Origin of the sequence: Actinomadura roseirufa (assembly GCF_900659635.1) — a bacterium.
Lineage (GTDB): Bacteria > Actinomycetota > Actinomycetes > Streptosporangiales > Streptosporangiaceae > Spirillospora > Spirillospora roseirufa.
Window position 1 is genome coordinate 51,133 of record NZ_CAACVB010000008.1, and the last position, 24,072, is coordinate 75,204.

Consider the following 24,072-nt stretch of genomic DNA (forward strand, 5'->3'; position numbering starts at 1 on the left):
CGTGACGGCCCTGCGAGGCGTTCTTTACTTGGAAATCTCAGGACAGGTATACGGAGACGCCCATCGCCTCGTACATTCCCGCCACGGGGGTGAACAAGTCCCGACTCTTGAGGTTGATGCGCTTTTCGCCCGAGAGGATGCCATAGGCGTCATTTCCCCAGTACCAGGGGCCGCCGCTGTCACCCTTCCTCGTCGGCGCGTTGGTCACAGCGGTCAGGCCGCAGTACTTGGGGAGCCCCGGGTACTTGATGCACTGTCCGTTCTTGTAGACCTTGGTGCATTTGGCGTTGGTGGTGCGGCCGTAGTTACAGATCTTTTGACCGGACTTGGGCCACTTATACAGGTTGACCTTACGGGTCTTATTCGGGGCGTAGTAGAACCAGGGAACGGCCTTGTATCTACCCGGGGAGTACCATGCCATGTCGCCGTAACGACCCCCGTGGGAGCCGCGGAGGCTGATGGTCGTGGATCGCCCTTGGTGATTGTGGTTGTAGAACTGGAACCGCGAGTTTCCCGACGCGCAATGATGGGCGGTGGCGATGCCCAGTGTCCTGCCTTTCCGGACGGTGAAGGCTGCGGTGCATGCTCCATTGCCGTTAAGAAAGCCGCCGCCGTACATGTTAATCTTCGGACCAGCTTCCACCTTGTCGGTGAGGGTGACGTTGACGGTGATCGGAGAACCGATCCGGCTTCTCACCGGCTGGAGGCGGGAGAGCAACCGTCGGCGTCCGGGCTTGTCAAGCGGCGTGCGTGGGGCCGCGGAGATATTGATCGCTCCGCTGGTGATCTCGTATCCGCCCTCGGCCGTGCCGACGTCGGCGTGGTCGGCGACGCGGGAGAAGTTGTTGACGGTGGCGTCGTTCAGTTCCTTCTCGGAGAAGCCCTTGTTTCCGATGAGCCTGACCGGCACCGGCAGCGTGCGCGCCAGTGTGATCGCTTCAGGCGGGATCGGGCCTTTGAAGCCGATCCACGCCCCGCTACCCTCGCCGGTGATCTCGGATCCCGAATAGGATCCCGGATGCTTGGCCTGGAGCTTGTCGGCGACGTTCACGAAGGAGTTCTGCCAGCCCCAACGCCGAACCGCCTCCTTAAAGCTGATTCCGTCGCTCTGCGCGACGAGCTTCAGGTCCTCCAGTTCGGCTGGCGCCGGCTTCGCCGGACGAGTCCTCGCAGGTTGCACCGTGACGATAACGGGCTTCGTCCCTGGCGTTCCTGGCGCGGCTAACGTGACCGGTCCTGTGGCCGAAACCAGTGACACAGTCATAACGAGCGAGGTCAATGCAGCCCGGATCCGCATAAGCTCCCTGAACCCCCGATGTACTGGCGTTTGGGATGAAGTGAACCAGAGGGGCCGAGCGGAGATCAACCGCATTGTTCACCGGATCAAGTGACCGTCCGTGTCAGCAGATGTTCACTTTGAGAAAGTCTCCAAGTCAGAAGACGGTTGTGATCGCGGTTTCTCGGTGGAGCGGCCTGATGATGGCCTCATCAGGCCACGAAATCTCTGACTCTTCGTTTCTCGCCCTCCCTTGACCGGTGTCGAACCGCTCCGGGATCGGGGGAGTGATGTTCTGCACGTAGATGGAGTCGGGTTTCTGGACTCGGCATGCGCCATCATTAGCCGCTACGACAAACTTGACCGCCGCTACCAAGCAGCCATCACCCTGATCAGCGCCCTAGTCCGGATCACCACGGCATCTGCCGGACCGGCCCTGGCAATGCGCATCGCGACAGGCGCCGGGCAGGTGTCCGGGCCCGGGGCGGCTCGACTCCGGGCCGGGCCTTGCCCGATGCGCGCCAGTTCTGCAGGGCGGGGATCCTTCCAGAATGCCCCGCGAGGTCAGGCACCGGCCAGTGACCGAGCATCGTCTGTCTCTCTGAGGGAGGCCGACAGGGCGCGGGCCTCGTGTTCGGTCATCCGGGACGTGTCGTACGGCACGGCGTTGACCCAACGCTGGGTCAGCCGGGCGATCCGCTCGCCGGGCCGCTGCGCGGTGATCAGGTCGCCGCGCGATCCGGCCTGCTCCGGCCCTTGGTCCGCGTCACTCTGGCTCATCAAGCCCAGCCATGAGCCCAGCCGGTTCACATCGTCGCGGGAGCCACCGTTCCAGTTGTTGCCCGGCGTGTCGCGCACGCCGATCCACTGCATGCCTCGTTCACGCTCGGCCCTCCATTCATCCGCCGAAGCGTCCGCAAGATTATGGAAGTCGGACTACGGCGGACCAGGACTGGGCCTCACCGAACTGCCACGCCGCGATCACCGAGCGGGGAGGTTCGAAACCCGGATCCCGAGCGCCGAGGTAGAGCGCGCCGTTGCTGCGGGCACTGTCCATGGTCCGGCACAGATGGCGGAAGTGGTCCCTTACTCCGGGGTGGGCGACGGCCGCGAGCCGCTGGTCCCATTCGGGGTCGGCCCCCCAGTCGGGCGAGAACGGGAACATGTGGTCGGGGCCGCGCGTCGTTCCCGTGGCCGTCCGCATGGCGTCGGTCAACGTCCCGTCGGTGTGCGCCCGGAACTCGATTTCGGGATACGCCTTGCAAAGGTCCGGTGGGGTGAGGCCGCGCTCGGTGAGGATCCGCCCGAGGTCCGCACCGAGCAGCCCAGTGTCCAGCTCGGCCACGCCGAGCTCGGCGCCGCTGCCCGGTTCACCGGCGTAGAAGACCGACCGGCCGAGGTCGATACTCCAGTGCGGGGCGATCATGTCCCAGCCTTCGAGGAGCGTGCCCAGGATCGGGATCGTCGCGAACGGCGGGTGAACAATCTCGCCGGCGGCCAGCGGCCCGACGTCGAAGCCGTCCGCGAACAGCTCGCCGGCCAGGTCGCCGCAACTGTAATAGACGGCGTACGACGCGTCCGGGTCGAACTCGTCCAACGGGCGTCCGAGCAGGATGGAGAACGCCTTGGCCAATGCGTCCTGCCAGTCGTCGGACTGCGGCGAGACGGTCATCTGTACCTCCACGTGACGCGCAACGGCCAGGGCACCAACTCTGCCGCACGCCGAGGGGTGGATCGGACCGGGCGAGCATAGCCAGGAGCGCGCAGTCCAAAAGCGACGCGCGACGGACATGAGAGAAAGCCGCGTAGAGCGCACCCCGCTGGCACCGATCCCCGCGACTCTCCTCACAGTCGATCTCCGGCGGGCTTGAGCCGCGTTGTCCGGCACCGGCATGCCCATTCGACCTGCTCTAACAGGTGAAGCGGAAGAACCGCTGTCGGCCGACCGAGCACGCCGAGCCGCTCGCCGAGCGACCGATCTAGCAGGTCTTGACTCTGACTTATGCGAGACCGGCACATCGAATGCGGCGACTTCACGCGCCGGGCTGGACTTCACCGGAAGAGAGGCCCGGCTAGGCCCGCTCGCCAAACTCTGGTAGCGCGGACCGCCCACAGCCCGCAGCCCCGGCACGACCACAACAAGGTCGCCAAGCGCATCGGTCGTGCCCTCGGCTCGGCCCTCGCCCAGACACCGCGTGAGTCACCAAGACCGGCGCGGCAGTGCGCGAGGTCCCCGAAACCGTCGCGCCGCGCCCAGGACACGACCAGGCGCGGCGCGAACGGTACGTCGTACCCCTGATCAGGTGACGGCGGTCAAGGCTCGCAGCTCCCGCGCCGCCGAAAGCTTCCGCGCGCGCTCCGGGACCACGTTGAGGACGATCCGCCCAAGCGTCATGTGTTTTGTGCGGCGTCGTTCGGCGGGAATGCCCTGGATGATCCGCGAGGCTTCTTCCATGCCGGCCGCAGGATCACTTCGCGCCTCCAGCACCGCGCGGTGAAGGCTGATCGAGATCGCTCCCCCCACATCGGATTTGGGGTACCGATCTTGAGCTTCGGTGGCGCGCCTGACGTCTCCCGCCAAGGTGTAGACCACGCTCTTGTCGAACCACAACCCTTGTTCACGTCGCGCCCAGTCGTCCTCGACGATCATGGGTGTGGTCATGTGGTCGAAGCTGAACTCGGCCTTCCTCAGTGCGGCGATCGCGTCGTCGTACCTCCCCATGTGGGCGAGAATCTGAGCCTGGGACGCCAATGCCGAGACGAGCGGCACGCTGTGCCGGTCCCCCGCCAAGCGTTCCGCGTCCTGAGCGACGGCAAGCACGTTGGCCAGATCCTCGCCCGGGAAGCCATGACGGTAGAGAGCCTCTCTGCCGCGTAACCACGACGCGAGCAGCGGGTCGCCGGATTCATTCCCGAGCGCGCGGGTCTTGTTCCACCAGCGTCGAGACTGCCGATGGTCGCCCAGGTCAACGAGCTTGCCCGCGATCAACATCGCGTACTGCGCGGCGGCATGGGTCAGGTCACGTCGAACACCCTCGGGTTGTGGACGGGCGAGGTGGGGGGCCATCGCCATGAAGTCGGCCGCCAGCGCCGCGAGGGCGACCGTGGGCGCCTCCACCCGGGCACGCTGCGTGTGTACGCCGACCGCGTCTTCCCAATCGTCGATCATGTCTTGAGAGAGGCTCGCCCCGGCGAGGACCGGTTCGCTGTCCTGCCACCCCTGGGTCAGGGCGGCGAAGACCGGCGCGGCGGCCGCGCCTGCGGTCAGGGCTGTGACGTTCTGGAGGAGATCCCTGCGATTCACGTCGCCGTCCCCATGGTCGGGAGTTGGACTCGGTTCTACGGTACCCCCCGGTATGCCGGGTGACTCTTCGACCGGGAGCCCCGACGCGGATTGCGCGCGCCTTTCCAGCTCGTCACCGAAAAGATCTTCCTTCGTCATCTCGAAGACGGTCGCGTAAACGTCCGCCCAGATGTCGGGAAAGTGGATGCCCTTTTCCCACCTGTAGATCTGGGCACCGGTACCTCTGACCCCCGCAGGGGTCAGAGGCAAGCTCAGAGCGCCCCGCAAGCGGCGGGCCAGGTCATACTTACCCCAGCCTCGATCCAGACGTTCCGTTTCCAGGCGAATCGCCCATTGGGGGCGCGGTCTCTGGGACATGGCTTCTACACCCTTCCGCAGACGCTTGGCATTGCCATTGTCAACGGTGCGCGACCGATTGCGCAGGGCTTTAACCCTGACGAGAGCGGCGCTCAGGCATCGAGTTGACGTCAAGCCGGTACAGATCCCCGCACGGCAGACAAAGCGACCCCGGCCCCAGTGATCTCAAGCACCGAGCGCGACATCATCGAAAAAAAGAGGCCCGCTACAGGAAAGGCCAAGTGAAGCCGTCCTACACAGCCCCGGGCAAGCCAGAAGCCGCGAGTCGCCTAGACCGGCGCGGTGATACGGGGTCACCTCCGCCCCGTGTCCGCCGCATCACCGAGAACGAGGGGCGACCAAGCGGGGCGCGTGATCGGCACGTCGTGATCGCGATTAGGCGGTGACGGTCAGGGCACGGAGTTCCCGTGCCGCCGGAAGCGCCCGCGCTTGTGGATCGGGTAGCGCCCTGATGATCTCGCCGGCCACTCTGCGCCGTGCGGTGCTCCCAGGGACTCCTTGAACCGCAGCCACCGCCCTCTCCAACCCCTCGGCGATCTCCCCTTCCCGGACGAGCACTATTGGCCGCATCAGCTGGAGGTTCGTTCGCGTCCCTTCCCGTTCAAGGGGAGAGAGCTCCAAGGCGCGATCAATCGCGGTGTTGGCCTGCCGAGTCTTGCCGAGCATCGCATACGAGAGAGATTCGGTGAATCTGAGATACTCCTCCGGCCAGCCCCACGGAGTTATGTGATCGCCAGTGGTGGGGCTCGAAAGTTTCTCGAAGACTCCTCGCAGCCTCGCCAGCGATTCTTCAGCCCCCGCCGAATCTCCCTGTGCGGCACGGGATTCGGCTTGTGTCTGCAGAGCCGTCGCCAGGCCCACGCTCGGGGCCGGCCCGGCACGCCCGATTGCCTCGCCGAGCAGGGAATCGACGAGAGCAGCGGGACGTCCTTCACAGGCGGCTCGGGCGGCGTTGTAGGCGTGCACCCAGATGATCAGTTCTTGATCACCAGACGCCTCGGCCGCTCCGATCGCCGACTGAAATGCTCGACGAGCCGCGCGCAGGTTTCCCAAGTCGCTCAACTCTTGCGCCAAGTAGGCCGAAAGCTGGGCACCGACCCTGAGGAGATTTTTCCTGTGCGCTTCGGGTAGGTTCTTGCCGAGAGTCGCGCCAATCGACGCCAGATCCCAGGTGAGATCCTGCGCAAGCGCACCCGTAGGCTTCACCCAAATCGTTTGGGAGTACTCCCACGCGGCCTCTTCCCAGTGAGGCCGGAGTGGAGTCGCGGATTCGCTCACGGAACCATCGATGCCCGACAGTACGGATTCGAAGGCTCCCGGGGGGATCGCCGTCCCCGCGCCGAGTGCGGCGATGACCTGTAGTGCGGCGCGTCGGTTCATGTCGTCGTCCCCGTGGTCGGGAGTTGGACCGTCTTCCACGGTACCGCCCGGTATGCCGCGCGCGTCGTCAGGTGGAGGCCCCGATGCGGAGGGTGAGCGCCTTTCCAACTCGTCGCCGAAAAGATCTTCCTTCGTCATCTCGAACACGGTCGCGTAAACGTCCGCCCAGATCTCGGGGAAGTGGATGCCCTTTTCCCACCTGTAGATCTGGGCACCGGTACCTCTGACCCCCGCAGGAGTCAGAGGCAAGCTCAGAGCGCCCCGCAAGCGGCGGGCCAGGTCATACTTACCCCACCCCCGATCCAGACGCTCCGTTTCCAGACGAATCGCCCACCGAGGGCGTGATTGCTGAGACATGGCTTCTACACCCTTCCGCGGACGCATTGCGTTGCCATTGTCAACGGAACGCGACCGATCGCGCAGGGCTTTAACCCTGAGGAGTACGAAGCCCGCGCATCGAGTTGGCGGCAACCCGATACAGATCCCCGCACGGCAGACAAAGCGACCCCAGACACAGCGATCTCACGCGCCGGGGCGGGACCTGATGACGGGTCGTTCTCGACGGGTACGCCCTGTCGGCGCGCGCCCGGGCGGGTACTGCGGGCTCGACCAGGGGGCACAGATCAGCACGACCGCCGAGCAGGCCGCCGAGAACATCGGACGGACGTTCGGGCCGCCGCCCGCCTGACCACCTCACGAACCGCCCAGACCGGCGCGGCCAAGGGCTACGCGATCGGTACATCGTGACCGCGATCAGGCAGTGGCGATCATCGCTCGCGACTCCCGCGCCGCCGGATGCGCCCCCGCTTGTGGGATCGGGCAGCGACCGGAGGATTTCCCGGGCCGCTCTGCGTGGAACCATCGATCCCCCCAGAGTGCGGATTTGAAGGCTCCTGGGGGATCGCCGTTCCTGCGTCCTGTGCGGCGATGACCTGTAGTGCGGCGCGTCGATTCACTTCGTCGTCCCCGTGGTCGGGAGCTGGACTTCCTTTCGCTTGATGGCACCCTCCCGCAGACGCATTGCGTTGCCCTTGCCCACGGTGCGCGACCGATCGCGCAGGGCTTTGACTCTGACGAGTGCGGGGCCCGCGCATCGAGTTGATGGCAACTCGGCGCAGATCCCCGCATGGCAGACAAGCGACCCCCGGATTCGGCGAGCTCCAACCGCCGGCCGGGAACTGACCGGAGGAGAAATCCGGCTATGAGCGAGGACGGCCAGGCAGGCGAGTCGGGCGTGAGTGAACGCCCGGACGATGCCGAGCACCCCGACGCCTACGCGCGGCTTGGGGCGTTGATGTCCCGGCTCCACGTCTACGGGCTGGAGACCGTGCTGCAGCGGCGCAAGCTGATCGTGATCAACCCGAAGGCGCCGGGGTGCTGCCCGGACGTGCCGCGTCCGGCGGACACCATCACGTGCAAGGCGCGTGAGGACGACGGCGGGCGGGCCTGGTTCTTCACGTCCTGGGGCAAGCCCATCGCCCAGGCGAACCACATCGTGGACGCGGCCTTGATCGTGGCCACCACCCTCGGCGCGCCGACGGAACACGGCTGCGCCGGTGAGTGAATCCGAGCGTGGACGCGGGGGGACGGGTGACGCGGCAGAGCCCCCCGCGTCCACTTCACCCGGCGAGCGGCTGACCGAACTGGCGACTCTGCTGCGCAGGCGCTTCTCCGGCATCGCGCCGATCCTGCCGCACGGGACGGAGATTCTGCATCTCATCCGCTCCGGAAAAGGACCCCACTACGTCGTCTGGGCCCGCCACCGCTGCGCCTACCTCTGGTACTGCGGACCCGACCACGGCGCACAGATCGGCACGACCGCCGACCAGGCCGCCGCGACCATCGGCCGGACGCTCGGGCTGCCACCCGCCTGAAACACCTACGAACCACCCAGACCGGCGCGGTGGTGCGGGTCGACGCCGCCCCCGAGGTCCCCGCACCACCGCGCCCTTCCACGGCCCGGACCGAGTCGAGCACCTGGCCGAGAGATCGGCCGGGTCGGCTGCTTGCGGCGTAGTAGCGTGCGCCAGCGTGATGATCTTTTCCGAGCGGGTGGACGCGCTTCGGGTGGCGGCGCAGGCCGGCGACGGCGAGGCCGCCCGGGAGTACGGACGGTTGCTGACCCTGCTTCCGGAGGCGGCGGAGAACGAACCGGTCTGGGCCGGTGAACCGTGGTTGCGCGCTGCGGTCGCCGCCCTGCCCGACGACGCGCTTGCCCGCACGCTGCTGGGGAGCCTGCTGGTCACGCAGGTCGCGGCCTGGCAGAACATCATCGACCTCGACCACAATGCCGACGGGGAGGAGATCGAGGCCGCGAACACGCGGCGGCGGGAGGAGGCGGAGGAGCTGCTCGGCGGCGTCCTGCGCGCGGACCCCGAAGCGCCCACGCCCAAGGCGTGCCTGGCGGCGCTGGCCGAAGTGTTCGACGAAGGCGCCTACCCGGAGAGCGAAGACGGAGCCTTCCCTTACGACTACCACCACGTCCAGACGGACCTGTGGAGCGGCTCGGTATGCACCACGCTTCAACTGGTCGTCACCGATCCCGAAGAATTGCGCTGGGCCTGCGACCAATGGTTGGCGAACTACGAAGACTGGACGGACGGGCTCACCCTTACCTCGTACTCCCGGGGTAAGGAGATCGGCAATGTGACCCTTTCAGAAGGCTCGGCAAAGGCCATCGACTGGGACGCGGTGACCATTCCGCCCTTGGCGGGCACCCCGCTGCCTCCGGGGCACCCTGCACCACACTGGCGTACCTACTACGGGTTCAGCGCCGAGGTCGGCTGAACAGTGGAAACAGTGAGCTTCTGAGAATCGCGTCCCACCTTACGGTGCCCGGGTCGAGTTCAGGCTGCCAGGGGCACTGGACGGTGAACCCGTGCGGCCGGCACGCGGCCCGTCCGGGCGAACAGGGTCCGCTCGTCGCGTAGAGCCGGGGTGGCGCCGCCTTCCGATCGCTGCGGCCCGGCGGCGCCACCCCTACTAGCGACAATCGCAGGTCTTACGGGCTGGAGCCCCGACCGGCACGCCCCCCTTTCGACCCGCCGCCCCTCCTCGTCGAGTGCCCGCCGGTCCTTCGATCACCCCCGGCGAGGAACAGACGCCGGTCAGCGTGACGACCGCAAATCCCACGGGCTGGAGCCCAGACCGGCGCGGCCTCCTGTTTCGGGTCGCTGCCGTCCTTGCCGGGTGCAGTCCGGTCGTTCGGATCGTCCCGCGAGGTCAGACGCCGGTCAGCGCCGCCGGGGCGTCGCCGGGCTCCCGGAGGGAGGCCAACAGGGCGTGGGCCTCGTGTTCGGTCATCCGGGACGTGTCGTACGGGACGCCGTTGACCCAGCGCTGGGTCCGCGTCCGAACTGTCCACCGCCGATCTGCTCACCTGGCCGCATCAGATCAACAGCGGTCTCTGTGACCGGCTCCTGTCCGCCTTCCACATCGGCGGAGCCGATCTGCGCATCGTCCGGACCGCCGACAGCGTGCACGCCATCGCCGCGCATGTCGCCGCGGGCACGGGCATCGGCATCGCGGTCGAATCCGCGCTCGACCACCGGCCGCCCGGCCTGCGCGTCATCCCCCTCAGCGGCCCTTCGACCACCGCCGACCAGGTCGTCCTCACGCCCGCCGAGCCGTCGGACACCGCCACGGCACTGCGCGACCTGCTGCTGGACGCCTCGGCGGAGTCGCCTTCCGTCGGCCGCTGACGGGCGGTGCGGGCGCGCTGGCTACGATGATGATCATGTTGCCTCGGACGGAGATCGACGGGCATCCCCCGCGCGCTGACGACCTGCTGGCCCCGGCCCTGGTGAACTACGGCCACGTCACCGTCATGCAGGTGCGTGACCGGGCCGTCCGTGGGCTCGACCCGCATTTGGCGCGCCTGGACGCGGCCAACCGCGAGCTGTTCGGCGCCGGGCTCGACGGCGAACGGGTCCGCGAGCACGTCCGGCACGCGCTCGGCGAAGTGGCCGATGCCACCGTGCGCGTCACCGTGTTCCAGAACGGTGAACAGGTATCAGTGATGGTCACGGTCAGGCAGCCCTCGGAGGCGCCGACCGTCCCCCAGGGCCTTCGGTCCGTCGACTACCAGCGGCCGGTCCCGCACATCAAGCACACCGGGACCTTCGGCCAGATCCACTACGGCACGCTCGCCGAACGCGAGGGCTACGACGACGCCCTGCTCGTCGACCACGACGACGCCGTGATCGAGGCCGGGATCGCGAACGTCCTCTGCCACGACGGCGACGCCTTCGTGTGGCCCGACGCACCGGCCCTGCCCGGGATCACGATGCTCCTGCTGGACCGGGCCGGGCTCGGAGCCCGCCGCCGCAGGATCCGCCGCACCGACCTGACGTCCTGCGCGGCGGTCTTCGTCACGAACTCCAGGGGAGTCTCCCCCGTCGGCCGCGTCGACGACATGGAGATCCCGCAGGACCAGGACATCGCCGCGCGGCTGACCGGCCTCTACGCCTCGATCCCATGGGACGTCATCTAGGCCGTACCGGGAAGCACATGCCGCCTCGGCGGCCATAACCGGCCGTCCTGGCATTTTCTCGGGGTGGGATGATCGTCTGGTGAACCACACCGGAATGCATACGCTTTTATGGGGGGACGTAATAGCGGACGGCTTGTTCAGCCTGCACGTCGGCGCCGTTGATCCGGCGTGCAAGAGAGCGGGCCTCAGTTGGACGGGCGTGCGTCGAGATGACGTGTGGGTCGATGTGCCCATGGGCACGGTCTCCCTCTTTTTCAACCTCACCGGTGCGGCACTCAAAGTGCCCGACCCCGAACGGCCCGGTCACACCGTGGTCGCCGCCGACGCGTGGGTGGCCGGGCCGCTCGACCACCACACCGTGACCGAAGGCCCCGCCGATATCGACCTGCTCCGGGTCGAGATGAACCCATGGGACGCCCACCGGCTGTTCGGCGGGCGGCCGATACGCGAGATCGCCAACGCGGACATCCCTATGGAGGACCTCCTCGGCCGGTGGTCGACCGGGATGCTGCACCGGCTCCAGGACACCGAGGACCCTCGCGACCGGGTCCACTGCCTCCGCACCGCCTTGGCCGCGCGGCTGAGCGACGGCCCCGGCCCCGATCCGGCCGTGCTCCACATCTGGCGGCGGATCCGCGCGTCCGGCGGACGGGTCCCGATCGGCGAACTGGCCGCGGAGATGGGCTGGACACGGCGGCACCTGACCCGCAAGTTCACCCAGCACGCCGGCCTGCCGCCCAAGAGCATGGCACGGATCCGGCGCCTGCACCTCGCCCTCGGCCTGCTGGCGACCGGCCCGGAGATCGCCATGAGCGACCTCGCCGTCCGATCCGGCTACAGCGACCAACCCCACCTGACACGCGAGATAAGGGCCCTGACCGGAAGGACGCCGTCACGCCTGTTCACCGACCTCGTCGACCTGTGCGGAGACCCCGACTAGCTCCGCGTCTCCACTTCGTCCAAAACCCACCCGTCCCGAGAACGGCCCGGATCGGAACATCCCGCGGCCATAAGCGGCCGCTCTGACATCGCGTCAGGGTGGGATGATCAGTCGGTGACTCGCATCGGAATACAAGCGCTTTGGTGGGGTGACGTAAGAGCGAACGGCCTGTTCAACTTGGGCGATGGCACGGCGGGGTCATCGCGTAACAAGGTGGGCCCCAATTTGACCGGCGTGCGGCGAGATAATGTGTGGGTCGATGTGCCCATGGGCACGGTCTCCCTCTTTTTCAACCTCTCCTGTGCGGGGCTCAAAGTGCCCGACCCGCAACGGCCCGGTCGCGTCCTGATCGCCCCCGACGCGTGGGTGGCCGGGCCGCTCGACCACCACATCGTGACCGAAGGCCCCGCCGAGGTCGACCTGCTCCGGATCGAGATGAGCCCCTGGGAGGCCTACCGCCTGCTCGGCGGGACGCCGATTCGGGAGATCGCCAACACGGACCTTCCCATGGAGGAGTTCCTCGGCCGGTGGGCGACCGAAATGCTGTACCGGCTCCACGACATCAAAGATCACCGCGACCGGGCCCGCTGCCTCCGCGCGGCCCTCGCCGCGCGGCTGAGTGACGCCCCCGGCCCCGACCCGGCCGTGCTCCACATCTGGCAGCGGATCCGCGCCTCCGGTGGACGGGTCCAGATCGGCGAACTGGCCGCGGAGATGGGCTGGACGCGCCGGCACCTGACCCGCAAGTTCACCCAGCACGCCGGCCTGCCCCCCAAGTCCATGGCACGGATCCGGCGCCTGCACCTCGCCCTCGACCTGCTGGCCACCGGCTCGGGAATGGCCATGAGCGACCTCGCCGTCCAATGCGGCTACAGCGACCAACCCCACCTGACACGCGAGATGAGGGCCCTGACCGGAAGGACACCATCGCACCTGCTCCCCGACCTCATCGACCGGCGTGAGGACGAGGACGAACTCGGCACGTCCCATTCATTCAAGACCTCACCCGCTCCCGGGAACTACATTCGGCCCTAGTTCCTCCCGGGCTCGCCGCACAGGGGCCCGGAGGGCTCGTCAGACCACGTGAACGGCCCGCACCCGGTCTCCTGGTTCCGCCGACGCCGCTCCCGCAGCTCGACGGCCGACGCCCATGCCCCCTCGTCCGGGGTGGGCCGTCACCCGATCACGGGAGGATTCTGCTTTGCACATGCCATTGGGCCGCAAGGGCCGCCTGGCCCTCACCATCGCCGCCGCCGTGACGATGCCGTGCACGACGATGACCGGTCCCGCCCACGCGTGGGTGTCGATCCCGAAGGCGTCTAGGTCCTGAGGCGACCTCGCGGCCCCCGGGGTGAGCCCCCGGGGCACCTCGACGTGCGGTGATTTCCGGTCAGGGCCGGTTTCGGACAGTGGACGGCGCCGCGAATCCCGACGTCAGGGGGCCGCGTACCGCCATCATTAGCGCACTTCCCGATTACTGGAGTCATCTGTGCGCAGGCTGTTGTGCGTGGTCGTCCTACTTTTGGTCACGGCGGTTTCGGTTGGCGTGGCCCAGGCCATGAACGGTCAGCCGAAGGGCGGCAGTGTCACGATCCAACCCGCGGCAGCTCAGGCCGCCGCCCGGACGGCGGCAGCGGGGCCCGGCAGCACGCCGTGCTTCCAAGGGCATCCCGTCCCCAACCCCTGCTCCAGTTCCGACCCGCAGGTGAGGCTGCGCTTCTACACGTCCTCCGGTGACACGTCGAGCTGCTCCTTCACGGCCAACATCACGTGGGGCGACGGGGCGAAGACCGCCCAGTCGTTCCGTGGCGGGCCGCTCAACGCCACCGTCGTGCTGATCCGCCACCTCTACGCCCGGCGGGGCACCTACTCGATCAACGGCCAGGTGTCGTCACCGTCCGGCTGCAACGGCTTCAGCTTCTCCCTCAAGTTCGTTCTCCAGCGCCTCCGCGCTCCCGCGACGCTCGCGGCACTCGGAGACTCCTACTCCGCCGGCGAGGGGACCGAGGCATACGACCCCAAGTCGCGGACCTGTCACCGTTCGCCCAACTGGGCCTGGCCGAGGCTGCTGCCCAAGCACAACCCCGCCATCACCACGGTGAACCTGCTGGCCTGCTCGGGGGCCAAGTCCACGAGCCTCGACAAGAACGACAAGTTCGAACGGGCACAGCTGGTGACCCTGAAGAACCTCAAGCCGCAGCCCAACCTCGTCACGATCACGATCGGCGGCAACGACATCGGCTTCTCCGGCGTGCTCAAGGACTGTTTCCTTCATGACTGCCTGCGCACCGGCGTCCTGGAGGAGACGGAAAAGAAGATCGCCCACCAGCGCGGCACGCTCATGCAGGACTACCAGCGCATCCAGTGGGCCGCGCCCAACGCGACGGTGCTCGTGGTCGGCTACCCGCAGATCTTCAACGACCACCGCAACTGCGGCCGCTACACCTGGGCGGAGGCGCACCGGCTGAACCGGCTTGGCGCGATGCTGAACGACCAGATCAAGGCCGCGGCGGGCAACGTCAGACTCAACTACGTCGACGTGACCGACGTGTTCCGCGGACACGAGGAATGCGCTAAGGATTCCTGGGTCTACCCGATCACGTGGACGACCGGCGCCTTCCAGCAGGAACCCGCACACCCGACCAAGCGGGGCCAGCAGGCCATCGCCGCCGCCGTGGCCAGGTACATGTCCGAACACCTCTGACCAACACCTGCCGACCGGCGGTGCCTTCGCTACGGCCTACGACCAGGCAGTTCTTTTCAGGACTTATCGCTGTTCACCATCGTCAACATGGCGTGCTTCGGCGCGGTCATGCTCGTGCTGTGGCGGTGGGGCTGGCTCGGTGAGTCCGGTGTAGCCACCTGGGGCAGGGCTCGCCGCTGGTGGCTCGCCATACCCGCATCAAGCCCGGCACAGGGGAATGACCGGGAACGTCGCGGATGGGCACGCGCGCCGAGGCTCGCGCTTGGCCCGCGAGCTCGCTGCTCAGAGAATGTACGTTCGACCCAAATCCTCAAGGCGTAGATCCGGAATCGCCTCGACAGGGCGGATCGTCATTGATCGGAATCTGACTTCAGGTCTTGCGACAAAAAGAGCAGCCCATTGCCCCGAGAGGTGCTCACTGCCCTCCGGACCAGAGAACTCACCCACCAGGGTGATGAGATATATTGGTCTTGGCAGGGCGTCGATAGCACCGCCCCATATGGCCTTCACCGCAGCACGATGAGTGGTTGCAACTACGCGGATTTCTCTTGGAGAAGTATCGCCATGTTCATTCGCCCACGCGTGGCAAAATTCTCGAATCCGATCGAGGGTTTAGGCTGTGATCTCTTCCATGGGCATTCTGTGAACCTCACGGGGCGCGGCTGTCGACATCGCAGTGTGCTGGGTCGAGGGCGAACACCAAGAACGCGGCCGAGGGCAGCGCGGCTGTGGCGGTGATGCTGTAGATCGGTGAACCGGTCGGTTGGGTGGGCACCTGAGCGGCCGACGTCCACTGGCAGGGCGTCTCCCTGGGGATCGCCTGGGCGGACGTGTGTTGGCTGGTCGTGGGGTTAGGACGGGGTTTTGCGGGTTAGGAAGGCTCGCATTCGGGTTTGTTTTTCTTCGCTTTCGAAGAGGATCGCCTGGGCCAGGTCGTCGGCCAGGGGGTGGGGGCCATCGGCGTCCAGGACGAGTTTGGTCAGGCGCAGAGCGGACGGGGCGGAGCGGGCCATGCGGTCGAGGAGGCGGTGGGCGTGGTCCAGGAGGTCGGCGGGCGGGACGATCTCGGCGATCAGGCCGAAGCGTTCGGCGGCGGCGGCGTCCAGGGTGCGGCCGCCGAGGAGGACCTGTTTCGCCACGGAACGGCCGACCAGGTCGCCGAGCCGCCAGCAGGCGCCCGCGGCGGCGAGGATGCCGAGGCCCGGTTCGGGGTTGCCGAACACCGCCGACGGGGTCGCCAGCCGGATGTCGCAGGCGTAGGCCAGCTCCGCGCCGCCGCCGAGGGCGTACCCGTCGACGGCGGCGCAGGTGGGCAGGGGGAGGCGGGCGATCCGGTCGAAGAGGCGGCTGTTGATGCCGGCGAGGGCCTCGTCCCGGCCGCGCTCCAGCAGCTCACCGATGTCGGCGCCCGCGGCGAACACGCCGCCCCGGCCGGTGAGCAGCAGCAGCCGGGGGCGTCTTTCCAGGTCGGCGCACACGGCGTGCAGTTCCTCGACCATCGTCGCGTTGATCGCGTTGCGGGCCTCGGGGCGGTGCAGCTCGACGACCGTGCGGTCGTCCCGCTCGGTGACCGCCAGGGTCTCGAACGCGCCGGTCATGGTCGCCTCCCGCATGCTTGACACCGCCGCCCGACCACGGCTTTCATGGCCTTTCTAACCGTCCATTCGGTCAGTTTCAAGCCGGGGGTGCGCGATGGAGGCGGAGCCGCCGAACGGCGACGGCGCGGCGGCGGCGATGTTCGGTGCCGACCGGGCGTCGCGGGCCCTCGGGATCGAGCTGGTGTCGGCGGGCGGCGGACGGGCCGTGGCGCGGATGCGGGTGACGGACGACATGGTGAACGGGCACGCCATCACGCACGGCGGGTACGTCTTCCTGCTCGCCGACACGGCGTTCGCGTGCGCGTGCAACAGCCACGGGCCGGTGACGGTGGCCGCGGGCGCCGACATCACGTTCGTCGCGGCGACGCGCGCGGGTGACCTGCTGGTCGCCGAGGCCGGGGAGCGCACCCGGTTCGGACGCAGCGGGATCTACGACGTCACCGTCCACCGGGAGGACCCGGACGGATCGCGCGAGGTGGTCGCCGAGTTCCGGGGTCGCAGCCGCGTCCTCGGCAGATAGGGGACGATCATGACGGATGACCTCGACCCGGCCGAGCGGCTGTCCCACGTGGCGCTCCAAAAATTGCAGCTGGACCGGCTGCGGTGGACGTTGCGGCACGCCTACCAGAACGTCGCGTCCTACCGGCGGCGATGGGACGCCGCGGGCGTGCACCCGGACGACCTCCGCTCACTGGACGACCTCCCCCGCTTCCCCTTCACCACCAAGGACGACCTGCGGGCCGGATACCCGTACGGGTCGTTCGCCGTGCCGATGGAGCAGGTGCGCCGCGTCCACGCGTCCAGTGGCACCACCGGCAAGCCGACCGTGGTCGGCTACACCGAGCGCGACCTGGACGACTGGGCGGGGCTGGTAGCGCGTTCGATCCGCGCGGCGGGCGGACGGCCGGGCGACACGGTCCACGTCGCCTACGGGTACGGGCTGTTCACCGGCGGGCTCGGCGCGCACTACGGCGCCGAGCGGCTCGGCTGCACGGTCGTCCCGGCGTCGGGCGGCATGACGGCGCGGCAGGTGACGCTGATCCAGGACCTGCGCCCCGACGTCATCATGGTCACCCCGTCGTACATGCTGACGCTGCTGGACGAGTTCGAGCGGCAGGGCGCCGACCCGCGGGCCACGTCGCTGCGCGTCGGGATCTTCGGGGCGGAGCCGTGGACGGAGGCGATGCGCGTGGAGATCGAGGAGCGGTTCGGGTTGGACGCGGTCGACGTCTACGGGCTGTCAGAGGTGATGGGGCCGGGCGTCGCGCAGGAGTTCGCGGAGACCAAGGACGGCCTGCACCTGTGGGAGGACCACTTCTATCCGGAGATCGTCGACCCGGTGACCGGGGAGCTCCTGCCCGACGGGGTGCGGGGCGAACTGGTGCTCACGCCGCTGACCAAGCAGGCGATGCCGGTCGTCCGATACCGGACCGGCGACCTCACCCGGCTGCTGCCGGGGACGGCGCGGCCGGCGTTCCGGCGCATGGAGCGGGTCACCGGCCGCACCGACGACATGATCATCCTGCGGGGCGTGAACGTGTTCCCGACGCAGATCGAGGAGGTCGTGCTGGGCGTCGCGGGGCTGTCGCCGCACTTCCAGCTCGTCCTGGACCGGCTGGAGCGGCTCGACCGGATGACGGTCCGGGTCGAGGCGCGGCCCGGCTGCCCGGACGGGCGCCGCGACCCGGCCGCGCGGGAGCTGGCCGCCGCCGTCAAGGACGGCGCCGGGGTCAGCGTCGAGGTCGAGGTCGTCGCCCCGGAGACGCTGGAGCGCTCGGTCGGCAAGCTCCGCCGCGTGGTGGACCGCCGCGGCTGACGCCGCCAAGCCCGGGGCCGCCCGGGGCGCGCGTCCCCGGGCGGCGGGACGGTCTCAGCGCTTCAGGCCGTGCTCGATCGCCTCGATGATCCGCGGCCGCAGCTCGGCGGCGCTGATGATCGCGTCGACCGAGCCGACCTCGACGGCGCGCTGGACGCTGTGCACCCGGTCGAACTCGGCGGCGACCTCACCGAGCTTCTCGGCCCGGACCGACGCCTGCGTCTCGGCGAGCAGGGCGGTCAGCCCGGCCCGCTCGGCGCCGCTCGTCTCCGACACCCGCGTCTTCAGCTCCGTCACGCGCGGGTCGGTCGCGGTGCGGTTGTTCACCTCGCCGGAGAACACCACGGCCGCCGCCGGGGCGCCGCCGAGCACCGAGGCGAACGAGCCCTCCAGCGCCAGGACGGTCATGTTCGGGTTGAGCGTCTTGGAGAACACCACGAACGCGCCGCCGTGGTAGCGGGAGACGACGCAGAACACGATCGGGCCCTCGAAGTTGACGACCGCCCGGCCGATCTCCGCGCCGTACTCCAGTTGGAGCCTGCGCATCGACTCCGGTGAGCCGTCGAACCCCGACAGGTTCGCCAGCACGACCACCGGCCGGTTGCCGGACGCCGCGTTGATCGCCCGCGCGGTCTTCTTCGACGACAGCGGGAACAGCGTGCCCGCGGTGTAGGTGTCGGGGCCGTCGGTGGGCGGGAAGCCGCGCCGCGGCACCGCCCGCGACTCGATGCCGATCAGGCAGACCGGCCGGCCGCCGATGTGCACGTCCTGCACCGCCGACGTCTCCGCGTCGGCCATGCCCGCCCAGCGTTCCAGCACCGGGTGGTCCTGGTCGGACAGGGCGCGCATCACCGTGCGGATGTCGAACGGCTTCTTGCGGTCGGGGTTGTGCTCGGCGGAGAAGATCTCGCCGACGGTCGCGAAGTCGCTGCCCGCGACCTCGTGCGGGAAGCCGGAGACGTCGCGGTCGGACGGGTCGTCCGTGCCGGCCGGACGCGGCGCCGCCTCGCCGGGCGCGATGTAGGTGTGGTCGTAGTGCGCCATCAGGACGTCGCGGGCGGCGGGCAGGTCGGGCGCCCAGTACTGCGCCTGGCCGTTGGGGCCCATGACGCGGTCGTAGCCGCCGATGCCGAAGTTGTCCTCGGCCGACACGCCGCCGGAGAAGTCCAGCGCCTGCTTGCCGGTGAGGACCATCGCCGAGTCCGGCGTCATGACGAGGATGCCCTTGGTGTGCATGAGCATCGTCGCCTCGGCGTTCCAGTACGGCTGGGCGCCGACGTTGATCCCGGCGACCACGACGTTGATCTCGCCGCCGTCCTGGGTGAAGGTGACGATCCGCTTGAGGACGGCCCCGACCCAGTCCATGTTCTCGGTGCCCGAGGACATCGACACCCGCGCGCCCGCCGACAGCGCGATCCACTCCAGCGGCACCCGCATCCGCTCGGCGAGGTCGAGCGCGGCGATGACCCGCGTGCACTCCGGTTCCGACAGCGCGCCGAGCGCCTTGGTCGGGTCGCCGAGCAGGACGACCCGGGTGACGCCCTCGGGGTAGCGCTCGGTCGGGGTGGTGACGACGCCGGCGATGATCGCGGCGGTGTTGCCGCCCTTCGGCCGGTCCACCGGGACGAGCGCGCCCCGCTCGTCCAGGTCGTGTTCGACGAACCCGCCGTCCGGCCCGGCCAGCACGCCGGTCAGCTCGTAGGGGTAGACGTTCCCGCGGCGGGCCGCGCGCAGCACCTTCTGGCGGTAGTCGTCCAGTGGCAGCACCGGGTCGGTGGACGGCTCGCCGACGTGCAGCCGCGCGCCGTGCCCCGGGTCGAGGATGATCCGGACGGCGACCTCGGTCAGCTCGCCCGCGGCGGTGCGCCGCCGGGCGACGAGCTGGACCTCCTCCAGCCCGGCGCCGGTCGTCATCGGCAGGATGCGCTTGACCAGGACGTCGAGGTCGGCCTCGGACAGCTCGATCGGCGGCCACACGTAGAGCATGATCCGGTTGGTGTCGAACCGCTTGTTCTGCGGGCGCCGCGCCTGGATGTTGCGGATGGCGTCGAGGCCGCCGTGCAGCTGGTCCTCCACCGCGGGCAGGGCGACGAGCGTGCCGTCGGCCTCGCGCAGCGGCGTCAGGTCGCGGACCTGGCTGAGCGCGACGAGCCGCTCGTCGGCCGGGTTGCTGCGCGCGACGGCCTTGAACAGGTAGATCTCCTCGTCCGCGGACGGCAGCCGGGTGAGGTCGAACTCGCGGAGCCGCTGGAGTTGCAGGCGCCGCGACATCTGCGGGTGCAGGCCGCGGATGAGGCGGTCCTCGGTGAAGCCCGCGCCGTCCGGCCGGAACGTGAAGTGGTGGTGCATCGCGGTGCCGCTGGTGCCGACGACGGTCGCGCTGACCCGGCGGACGGCCTCGGGCCGGGGCCGGCCGGCGAGCAGCTCCCCGATCCGCTCCGCCATCACGTCGGGTTCCGGGCGGTCCTCCCACCGGACGTACAGGTCGACGGCCAGGCCCCGCGCCGAGATGCCGTCGGTGAACGCGCCGAGGGCGCCGATGGCGTGCGGCAGCGCGTCGATGTCGACGGCGGTGGCGGCCACGCGCTCGACGGCGCCCGGCCCGGTGTGCTCGGCGGTGACGAACCGGCAGCCGTCGACGTCCCGCGCGGCGACGCCCGACAGGGGCCGGTTGCCGTAGTAGCGGCGGGTCAGCACCTCCAGCAGCGGCGCGTGGTCGCGGCCCTCCCGGCCGATCCGCTGCCCGATCAGCCGGACGAGCGGCTCGGACCCGGCGACCATCCCCTGGATCCGCTCGGCGCGGTCCGGCGCGTCGGGGTGGCCGTCCAGGTGGCGGAGCTCGTCGCGCACCTGCGCGTAGACCTTGGCGCGGTTGCGGCGCAGCAGCGGCTGGGTGAACCAGCGGAACACCACGCCGCGGGCCAGGTCCGACACGGCCGGGAAGCGCAGCTGCGTCGCCTCGACCACGTGCTCCAGGGTGAGCCCGGCGCGCTCGGCGAGCGACTCCAGCGGCGGCGGTCCGGCCAGCCACTGGCGCAGCAGCTCCGACACGATCGCGACGGCGGTGCCCGTCCGCTGCTGCGCCAGGAAGATCCGGAAGACCGCGTCCTCCAGCTCCGGCGTGCGGTCGGGGCCGTCGACGCCGTAGTGGGCGAGGACGCGGGTGAGCTTGGCCTGGAAGCTCTCGGTCACGCCCGCCCGCTCGACGTCCAGGCTCCGCAGGTAGGCGTGGAAGTACTCGCGCGGGCTGTGCACCGGGCTGCCGGGCTCGATGTCCAGCACGTCGCCGGGCTTGTTGCGGCTCAGCTCCGACAGGTCGGCGAACACGGTGAGGAGGTCCAGCTCGCCTTCCAGCGGCCGTCCCCCGGCCTCGGCGCGCGCCGTCAGGTAGGACTTCAGGGCGCGGTCGCCGTCGTGCGGGTCGGCGTCGAAGCCGAGCAGCAGGCCGCGCAGGTCGCGCACGCCGTGTTCGACGCGCTCGGACACCGACGCCGCGGCGGGCTCGGCGGGCAGCTCGACCTCGACGACCTCGGTGGTGGCCTCGGCCTCCGCGGCGTCGCCGTCGGGCAGCGGCTCCAGCCGCATGAGCGGCGCGCCGGTCTCCACCTGGCCGCCCGGCGACACGGGGCACTCGCGGACGCGGGCCCGGAACGGCGCGCGCAGCACCGTCTCCATCTTCATGCTCTCCAGCACGATGATCGGCGCACCGGCCTCCACCTCGTCGCCGACGGCCAGCGGCGTCGCGACGACCAGCGCGGGCGCGGGCGAGCGGACGACGCCGCCCTCGTCGCGGCTGACACGGTGCGTGACGCCGTCGACCTCGACCAGGTGGATCGGGCCGTGGGTGGCCGACACCAGCCGGAACCGGCGGCCGTTGACCACGATCTGGCCGCTGTGCTCGTCGTAGCGTTCCACCTCGACGTCCGCGGGGTGGACGTCGCCGCCGCCGGAGACGCCGACGCGGTACCGCTCCGGCCCGACGCGGGCGACGCTCACCCGGTAGCCGACGCCGCGGAGCTTGAGGTCCAGCGGGCGGCCGGGGTCGTGCCGCACCTGCGGGCGCCCGCCGTGCGCGGTGGCCAGCAGCTGCCGGCGGCTGACGTCCTCCTCGTCGCGGTAGGCCTCGATCGCCGCGGCGGCCAGCGCGACCGCGGAGTGCCGGTGGCCGACCAGGCGGCCCTCGGCGCGGACCCGGTCGATCCAGCCGGTGTCGGCGCTCGCGTCGATCACCTCGGGTTGGTCGAGCAGGTCGAGCACGAAGCTCTTGTTGGTGGCGCCGCCCTCGATGATGACGGTGGTGTCGGACATCGCCCGGCGCAGCCGGCCGAGCGCCTGCTCCCGGTCGCGGCCATAGGCGATGATCTTGGCGATCATCGAGTCGAAGTCGGCGGGGATGGTGTCGCCCTCGCGGACGCCGGTGTCCACCCGGATGCCGGGCCCGGCGGGCAGCACCAGGCGCGCGATGCGGCCCGGGGCGGGCGCGAAGTCGCGGTCGGGGTCCTCGGCGTTCAGCCGGGCCTCGATGGCGTGCCCGGCCTCGCCCGGCTGGGCGCCCTCCAGCCGTCCGCCGCTCGCCACGTGCAGCTGCAGCCGGACGAGGTCGGTGCCGGTGGTCAGCTCGGTGATCGGGTGCTCGACCTGGAGCCGGGTGTTGACCTCCAGGAACGCGAAGAGGTCGTCGCCGGGGTGGTAGAGGAACTCGACGGTGCAGGCGCCGCGGTAGCCGACGGCCACGGCGAGCCGCTCGGCCGACGCCTTCAGCTCGGCGGTCTGCGCGGGCGCCAGCACCGGCGAGGCGGACTCCTCGATGATCTTCTGGTTGCGGCGCTGGACGGAGCAGTCCCGCACGCCGAGCGCCCACGCGGTGCCGTACCCGTCGGCGATGACCTGCACCTCGACGTGCCGGGCGCCGGTGACCAGCCGCTCCAGGAACACGACGCCGGAGCCGAACGCGCGCAGCGCCTCCTGGCTGGTGCGCTCGTAGGCGTCGGCGAGGTCGTCGGCCGAGGTGACCTTGCGGATGCCGCGGCCGCCGCCGCCCGCGGTCGCCTTGAGCATCAGCGGATAGCCGATCTCGCCGCCCGCGCGCAGCGCGTCCTCCAGGGTGGCGACCTCGCCGCGGCTCCACGGCGCGACGGGCACGCCGACCTCCTCGGCGATCAGCTTCGCGCCGATCTTGTCGCCGAGCCGGCGCATCGCCTCGGCGCTCGGGCCGACGAAGGTGACGCCGATCTTCTCGCACAGCTCGGCGAACGCCGGGTCCTCGGCGACGAACCCCCAGCCGACCCACGCGGCGTCCGCGCCGGTCTCCACCAGGGCCCGCTCCAGGACGGCGTGGTCGAGGTACGGGCGGGCCGAGGCCGGGCCCAGGGAGTAGGCGATGTCCGCCTCGCGGACGAACGACGCGGTGCGGTCGGCGTCGGTGTAGAGGGCGATCGTCTCGATCCGCGCCCCCGTTTCCGCGGCGAGGTCCCTGACGGCGTGGATGAGCCGCATCGCGGCCTCACCACGATTGACGATGGCGACACGACTGAACACCGGCTGAGCCTCCCGACTACCCCGCACAGAAGGCGGCACCCGGATCCGGAGCGCCGCCCGCCCCTGTGTCTACCCTGCTCGATTACCGCCTTGTACACCAATGTCCTGCATCGCGCATGGCGGAGCCCCTGTCTTGTGGGGACCCTACAAAACGGGACGTGGCCGCGTTCGCCGAAGTGGGACGACCCACCGCAGTCATCCCCACCCCTATCAGGCAGGACGTGGCCACAGGCGGACACCTGTTCCGGAAATAGCCCGTCCCAAGGTCCGGGCGGGACGGCACGGGAACCGTAGGCTCGCGCTATGAGCGGATCTGAGCGGCCGGAGCGGGTGACGGGCCTCGCGGACGGGCCACCGGCGGGGGCGTTCGAGCTGGCCGACGTGGTCGAGGCCGTACGCGGGCAGCTCGCCCGCGCCGCCACGGCGGACGGCAAGGGCCTGAAGTTCGAGGTCGGCGACGTCGAGCTGGAGTTCACGGTCGTGCTCACCAGCGAGGCCAAGGCCAACGCCGGGGTCAAGGTGTGGGTCCTCAGCGCCGGGGCCTCGGCCGGATACGGCGAGGCCGTCACCCAGCGCATCAAGGTCGCCCTCAAGCCGGTGGACGAGCGGACCGGCCGCCCTCCCCGCATCTCCGACAAGGTCCAAGAACTGCCGCCGGACTGAACCC

20 protein-coding genes are annotated in these 24,072 nt (G+C 69.6%); 13 read left to right on the forward strand and 7 right to left on the reverse strand.

The features are described from left to right. Positions 1-37: 37 nt before the first annotated feature. The 5 genes from E1291_RS03435 to E1291_RS03455 all read right to left on the reverse strand — a co-directional run bounded on the left by E1291_RS03435 (position 38) and on the right by E1291_RS03455 (position 6,455). A complete protein-coding gene (locus E1291_RS03435) occupies positions 38-1,258 on the reverse strand; it encodes a S1 family peptidase (RefSeq protein WP_131736054.1) in 1,221 nt (406 codons plus the stop codon). Positions 1,259-1,840: 582 nt separating this feature from the next. Then, positions 1,841-2,149 carry a hypothetical protein gene (locus E1291_RS03440; protein WP_207400525.1) on the reverse strand — a complete coding sequence of 103 codons (309 nt, stop codon included), beginning with the start codon at positions 2,147-2,149 and terminating at the stop codon, positions 1,841-1,843. Positions 2,150-2,198: 49 nt separating this feature from the next. Then, on the reverse strand, positions 2,199-2,948 hold the full coding sequence (locus tag E1291_RS03445) for a hypothetical protein (RefSeq protein ID WP_131736055.1): 750 nt from the start codon (positions 2,946-2,948) through the stop codon (positions 2,199-2,201). 627 nt (positions 2,949-3,575) lie between these two features. Then, positions 3,576-4,718: a hypothetical protein gene (locus tag E1291_RS03450; RefSeq protein WP_131736056.1), complete on the reverse strand. Its 1,143-nt coding sequence runs from the start codon at positions 4,716-4,718 to the stop codon at positions 3,576-3,578. 594 nt (positions 4,719-5,312) lie between these two features. Then, positions 5,313-6,455: a hypothetical protein gene (locus E1291_RS03455; RefSeq protein ID WP_131736057.1), complete on the reverse strand. Its 1,143-nt coding sequence runs from the start codon at positions 6,453-6,455 to the stop codon at positions 5,313-5,315. A gap of 406 nt (positions 6,456-6,861) precedes the next feature. Between E1291_RS03455 and E1291_RS41725 the strand changes: the two genes are divergently transcribed. The 10 genes from E1291_RS41725 (at position 6,862) to E1291_RS03500 (ending at position 14,453) form a co-directional block, all read left to right on the forward strand. Beyond that, positions 6,862-7,005, forward strand: a complete 144-nt coding sequence (locus E1291_RS41725) for a hypothetical protein (RefSeq protein WP_165494942.1) — start codon at positions 6,862-6,864, stop codon at positions 7,003-7,005. 513 nt (positions 7,006-7,518) lie between these two features. Beyond that, complete coding sequence (locus E1291_RS03460) at positions 7,519-7,881, forward strand: hypothetical protein (protein ID WP_131736058.1); 363 nt, start codon at positions 7,519-7,521, stop codon at positions 7,879-7,881. Continuing rightward, positions 7,874-8,191: a hypothetical protein gene (locus E1291_RS03465; RefSeq protein ID WP_131736059.1), complete on the forward strand. Its 318-nt coding sequence runs from the start codon at positions 7,874-7,876 to the stop codon at positions 8,189-8,191. The genes E1291_RS03460 and E1291_RS03465 overlap by 8 nt, the downstream gene beginning before the upstream one ends. A 157-nt stretch (positions 8,192-8,348) precedes the next feature. Continuing rightward, on the forward strand, positions 8,349-9,104 hold the full coding sequence (locus E1291_RS03470) for a hypothetical protein (RefSeq protein WP_131736060.1): 756 nt from the start codon (positions 8,349-8,351) through the stop codon (positions 9,102-9,104). 569 nt (positions 9,105-9,673) lie between these two features. Then, positions 9,674-10,018 carry a LysR substrate-binding domain-containing protein gene (locus E1291_RS03480; protein ID WP_131736061.1) on the forward strand — a complete coding sequence of 115 codons (345 nt, stop codon included), beginning with the start codon at positions 9,674-9,676 and terminating at the stop codon, positions 10,016-10,018. A gap of 35 nt (positions 10,019-10,053) precedes the next feature. Beyond that, complete coding sequence (locus tag E1291_RS03485) at positions 10,054-10,809, forward strand: aminotransferase class IV (protein WP_131736062.1); 756 nt, start codon at positions 10,054-10,056, stop codon at positions 10,807-10,809. A gap of 232 nt (positions 10,810-11,041) precedes the next feature. After that, a complete protein-coding gene (locus E1291_RS03490) occupies positions 11,042-11,749 on the forward strand; it encodes an AraC family transcriptional regulator (protein ID WP_131736063.1) in 708 nt (235 codons plus the stop codon). Between the two features lie 267 nt (positions 11,750-12,016). Beyond that, positions 12,017-12,784, forward strand: a complete 768-nt coding sequence (locus E1291_RS03495; RefSeq protein ID WP_131736064.1) for an AraC family transcriptional regulator — start codon at positions 12,017-12,019, stop codon at positions 12,782-12,784. Between the two features lie 166 nt (positions 12,785-12,950). After that, the gene (locus tag E1291_RS44495; RefSeq protein WP_278045222.1) at positions 12,951-13,079 is read left to right on the forward strand and encodes a hypothetical protein; all 129 of its coding nucleotides are present in this window, start codon (positions 12,951-12,953) and stop codon (positions 13,077-13,079) included. A gap of 228 nt (positions 13,080-13,307) precedes the next feature. Further along, entirely contained in the window at positions 13,308-14,453 is a 1,146-nt protein-coding gene (locus E1291_RS03500) for an SGNH/GDSL hydrolase family protein (protein WP_131736065.1), read from the forward strand. 851 nt (positions 14,454-15,304) lie between these two features. On the opposite strand, the gene E1291_RS03505 is transcribed toward E1291_RS03500, so the two are convergent. Further along, positions 15,305-16,066 carry an enoyl-CoA hydratase/isomerase family protein gene (locus tag E1291_RS03505; RefSeq protein WP_370770934.1) on the reverse strand — a complete coding sequence of 254 codons (762 nt, stop codon included), beginning with the start codon at positions 16,064-16,066 and terminating at the stop codon, positions 15,305-15,307. Between the two features lie 79 nt (positions 16,067-16,145). Here E1291_RS03505 and paaI point away from each other — a divergent pair, with 79 nt between their 5' ends. Both paaI and paaK read left to right on the forward strand, forming a co-directional pair. Continuing rightward, a complete protein-coding gene (gene paaI / locus E1291_RS03510) occupies positions 16,146-16,571 on the forward strand; it encodes a hydroxyphenylacetyl-CoA thioesterase PaaI (RefSeq protein WP_242613919.1) in 426 nt (141 codons plus the stop codon). 9 nt (positions 16,572-16,580) lie between these two features. Then, positions 16,581-17,867 (forward strand): phenylacetate--CoA ligase PaaK, encoded by a 1,287-nt coding sequence (gene paaK, locus E1291_RS03515; protein ID WP_131736066.1) that lies wholly within the window; start codon positions 16,581-16,583, stop codon positions 17,865-17,867. 54 nt (positions 17,868-17,921) lie between these two features. Here the strand turns inward: paaK and E1291_RS03520 are convergent, their stop codons facing one another. Further along, entirely contained in the window at positions 17,922-23,405 is a 5,484-nt protein-coding gene (locus tag E1291_RS03520; protein WP_131736067.1) for an ATP-binding protein, read from the reverse strand. 303 nt (positions 23,406-23,708) lie between these two features. Here E1291_RS03520 and E1291_RS03525 point away from each other — a divergent pair, with 303 nt between their 5' ends. Beyond that, a complete protein-coding gene (locus tag E1291_RS03525) occupies positions 23,709-24,068 on the forward strand; it encodes a trypco2 family protein (RefSeq protein WP_131736068.1) in 360 nt (119 codons plus the stop codon). Positions 24,069-24,072 lie beyond the last annotated feature (4 nt).

What these genes read in the sequence shown, in the direction of transcription:
- E1291_RS03440 (WP_207400525.1), bottom strand. Translation starts at nt 2,149, where the DNA reads ATGCAGTGGATCGGCGTGCGCGACACGCCGGGCAACAACTGGAACGGT.
- E1291_RS03445 (WP_131736055.1), bottom strand. Translation starts at nt 2,948, where the DNA reads ATGACCGTCTCGCCGCAGTCCGACGACTGGCAGGACGCATTGGCCAAG.
- E1291_RS03450 (WP_131736056.1), bottom strand. Translation starts at nt 4,718, where the DNA reads ATGACGAAGGAAGATCTTTTCGGTGACGAGCTGGAAAGGCGCGCGCAA.
- E1291_RS03455 (WP_131736057.1), bottom strand. Translation starts at nt 6,455, where the DNA reads ATGACGAAGGAAGATCTTTTCGGCGACGAGTTGGAAAGGCGCTCACCC.
- E1291_RS41725 (WP_165494942.1), top strand. Translation starts at nt 6,862, where the DNA reads ATGACGGGTCGTTCTCGACGGGTACGCCCTGTCGGCGCGCGCCCGGGC.
- E1291_RS03460 (WP_131736058.1), top strand. Translation starts at nt 7,519, where the DNA reads ATGAGCGAGGACGGCCAGGCAGGCGAGTCGGGCGTGAGTGAACGCCCG.
- E1291_RS03485 (WP_131736062.1), top strand. Translation starts at nt 10,054, where the DNA reads ATGTTGCCTCGGACGGAGATCGACGGGCATCCCCCGCGCGCTGACGAC.
- E1291_RS03490 (WP_131736063.1), top strand. Translation starts at nt 11,042, where the DNA reads ATGGGCACGGTCTCCCTCTTTTTCAACCTCACCGGTGCGGCACTCAAA.
- E1291_RS03495 (WP_131736064.1), top strand. Translation starts at nt 12,017, where the DNA reads ATGGGCACGGTCTCCCTCTTTTTCAACCTCTCCTGTGCGGGGCTCAAA.
- E1291_RS03500 (WP_131736065.1), top strand. Translation starts at nt 13,308, where the DNA reads ATGAACGGTCAGCCGAAGGGCGGCAGTGTCACGATCCAACCCGCGGCA.
- E1291_RS03505 (WP_370770934.1), bottom strand. Translation starts at nt 16,066, where the DNA reads ATGCGGGAGGCGACCATGACCGGCGCGTTCGAGACCCTGGCGGTCACC.
- paaI (WP_242613919.1), top strand. Translation starts at nt 16,146, where the DNA reads ATGGAGGCGGAGCCGCCGAACGGCGACGGCGCGGCGGCGGCGATGTTC.
- paaK (WP_131736066.1), top strand. Translation starts at nt 16,581, where the DNA reads ATGACGGATGACCTCGACCCGGCCGAGCGGCTGTCCCACGTGGCGCTC.
- E1291_RS03525 (WP_131736068.1), top strand. Translation starts at nt 23,709, where the DNA reads ATGAGCGGATCTGAGCGGCCGGAGCGGGTGACGGGCCTCGCGGACGGG.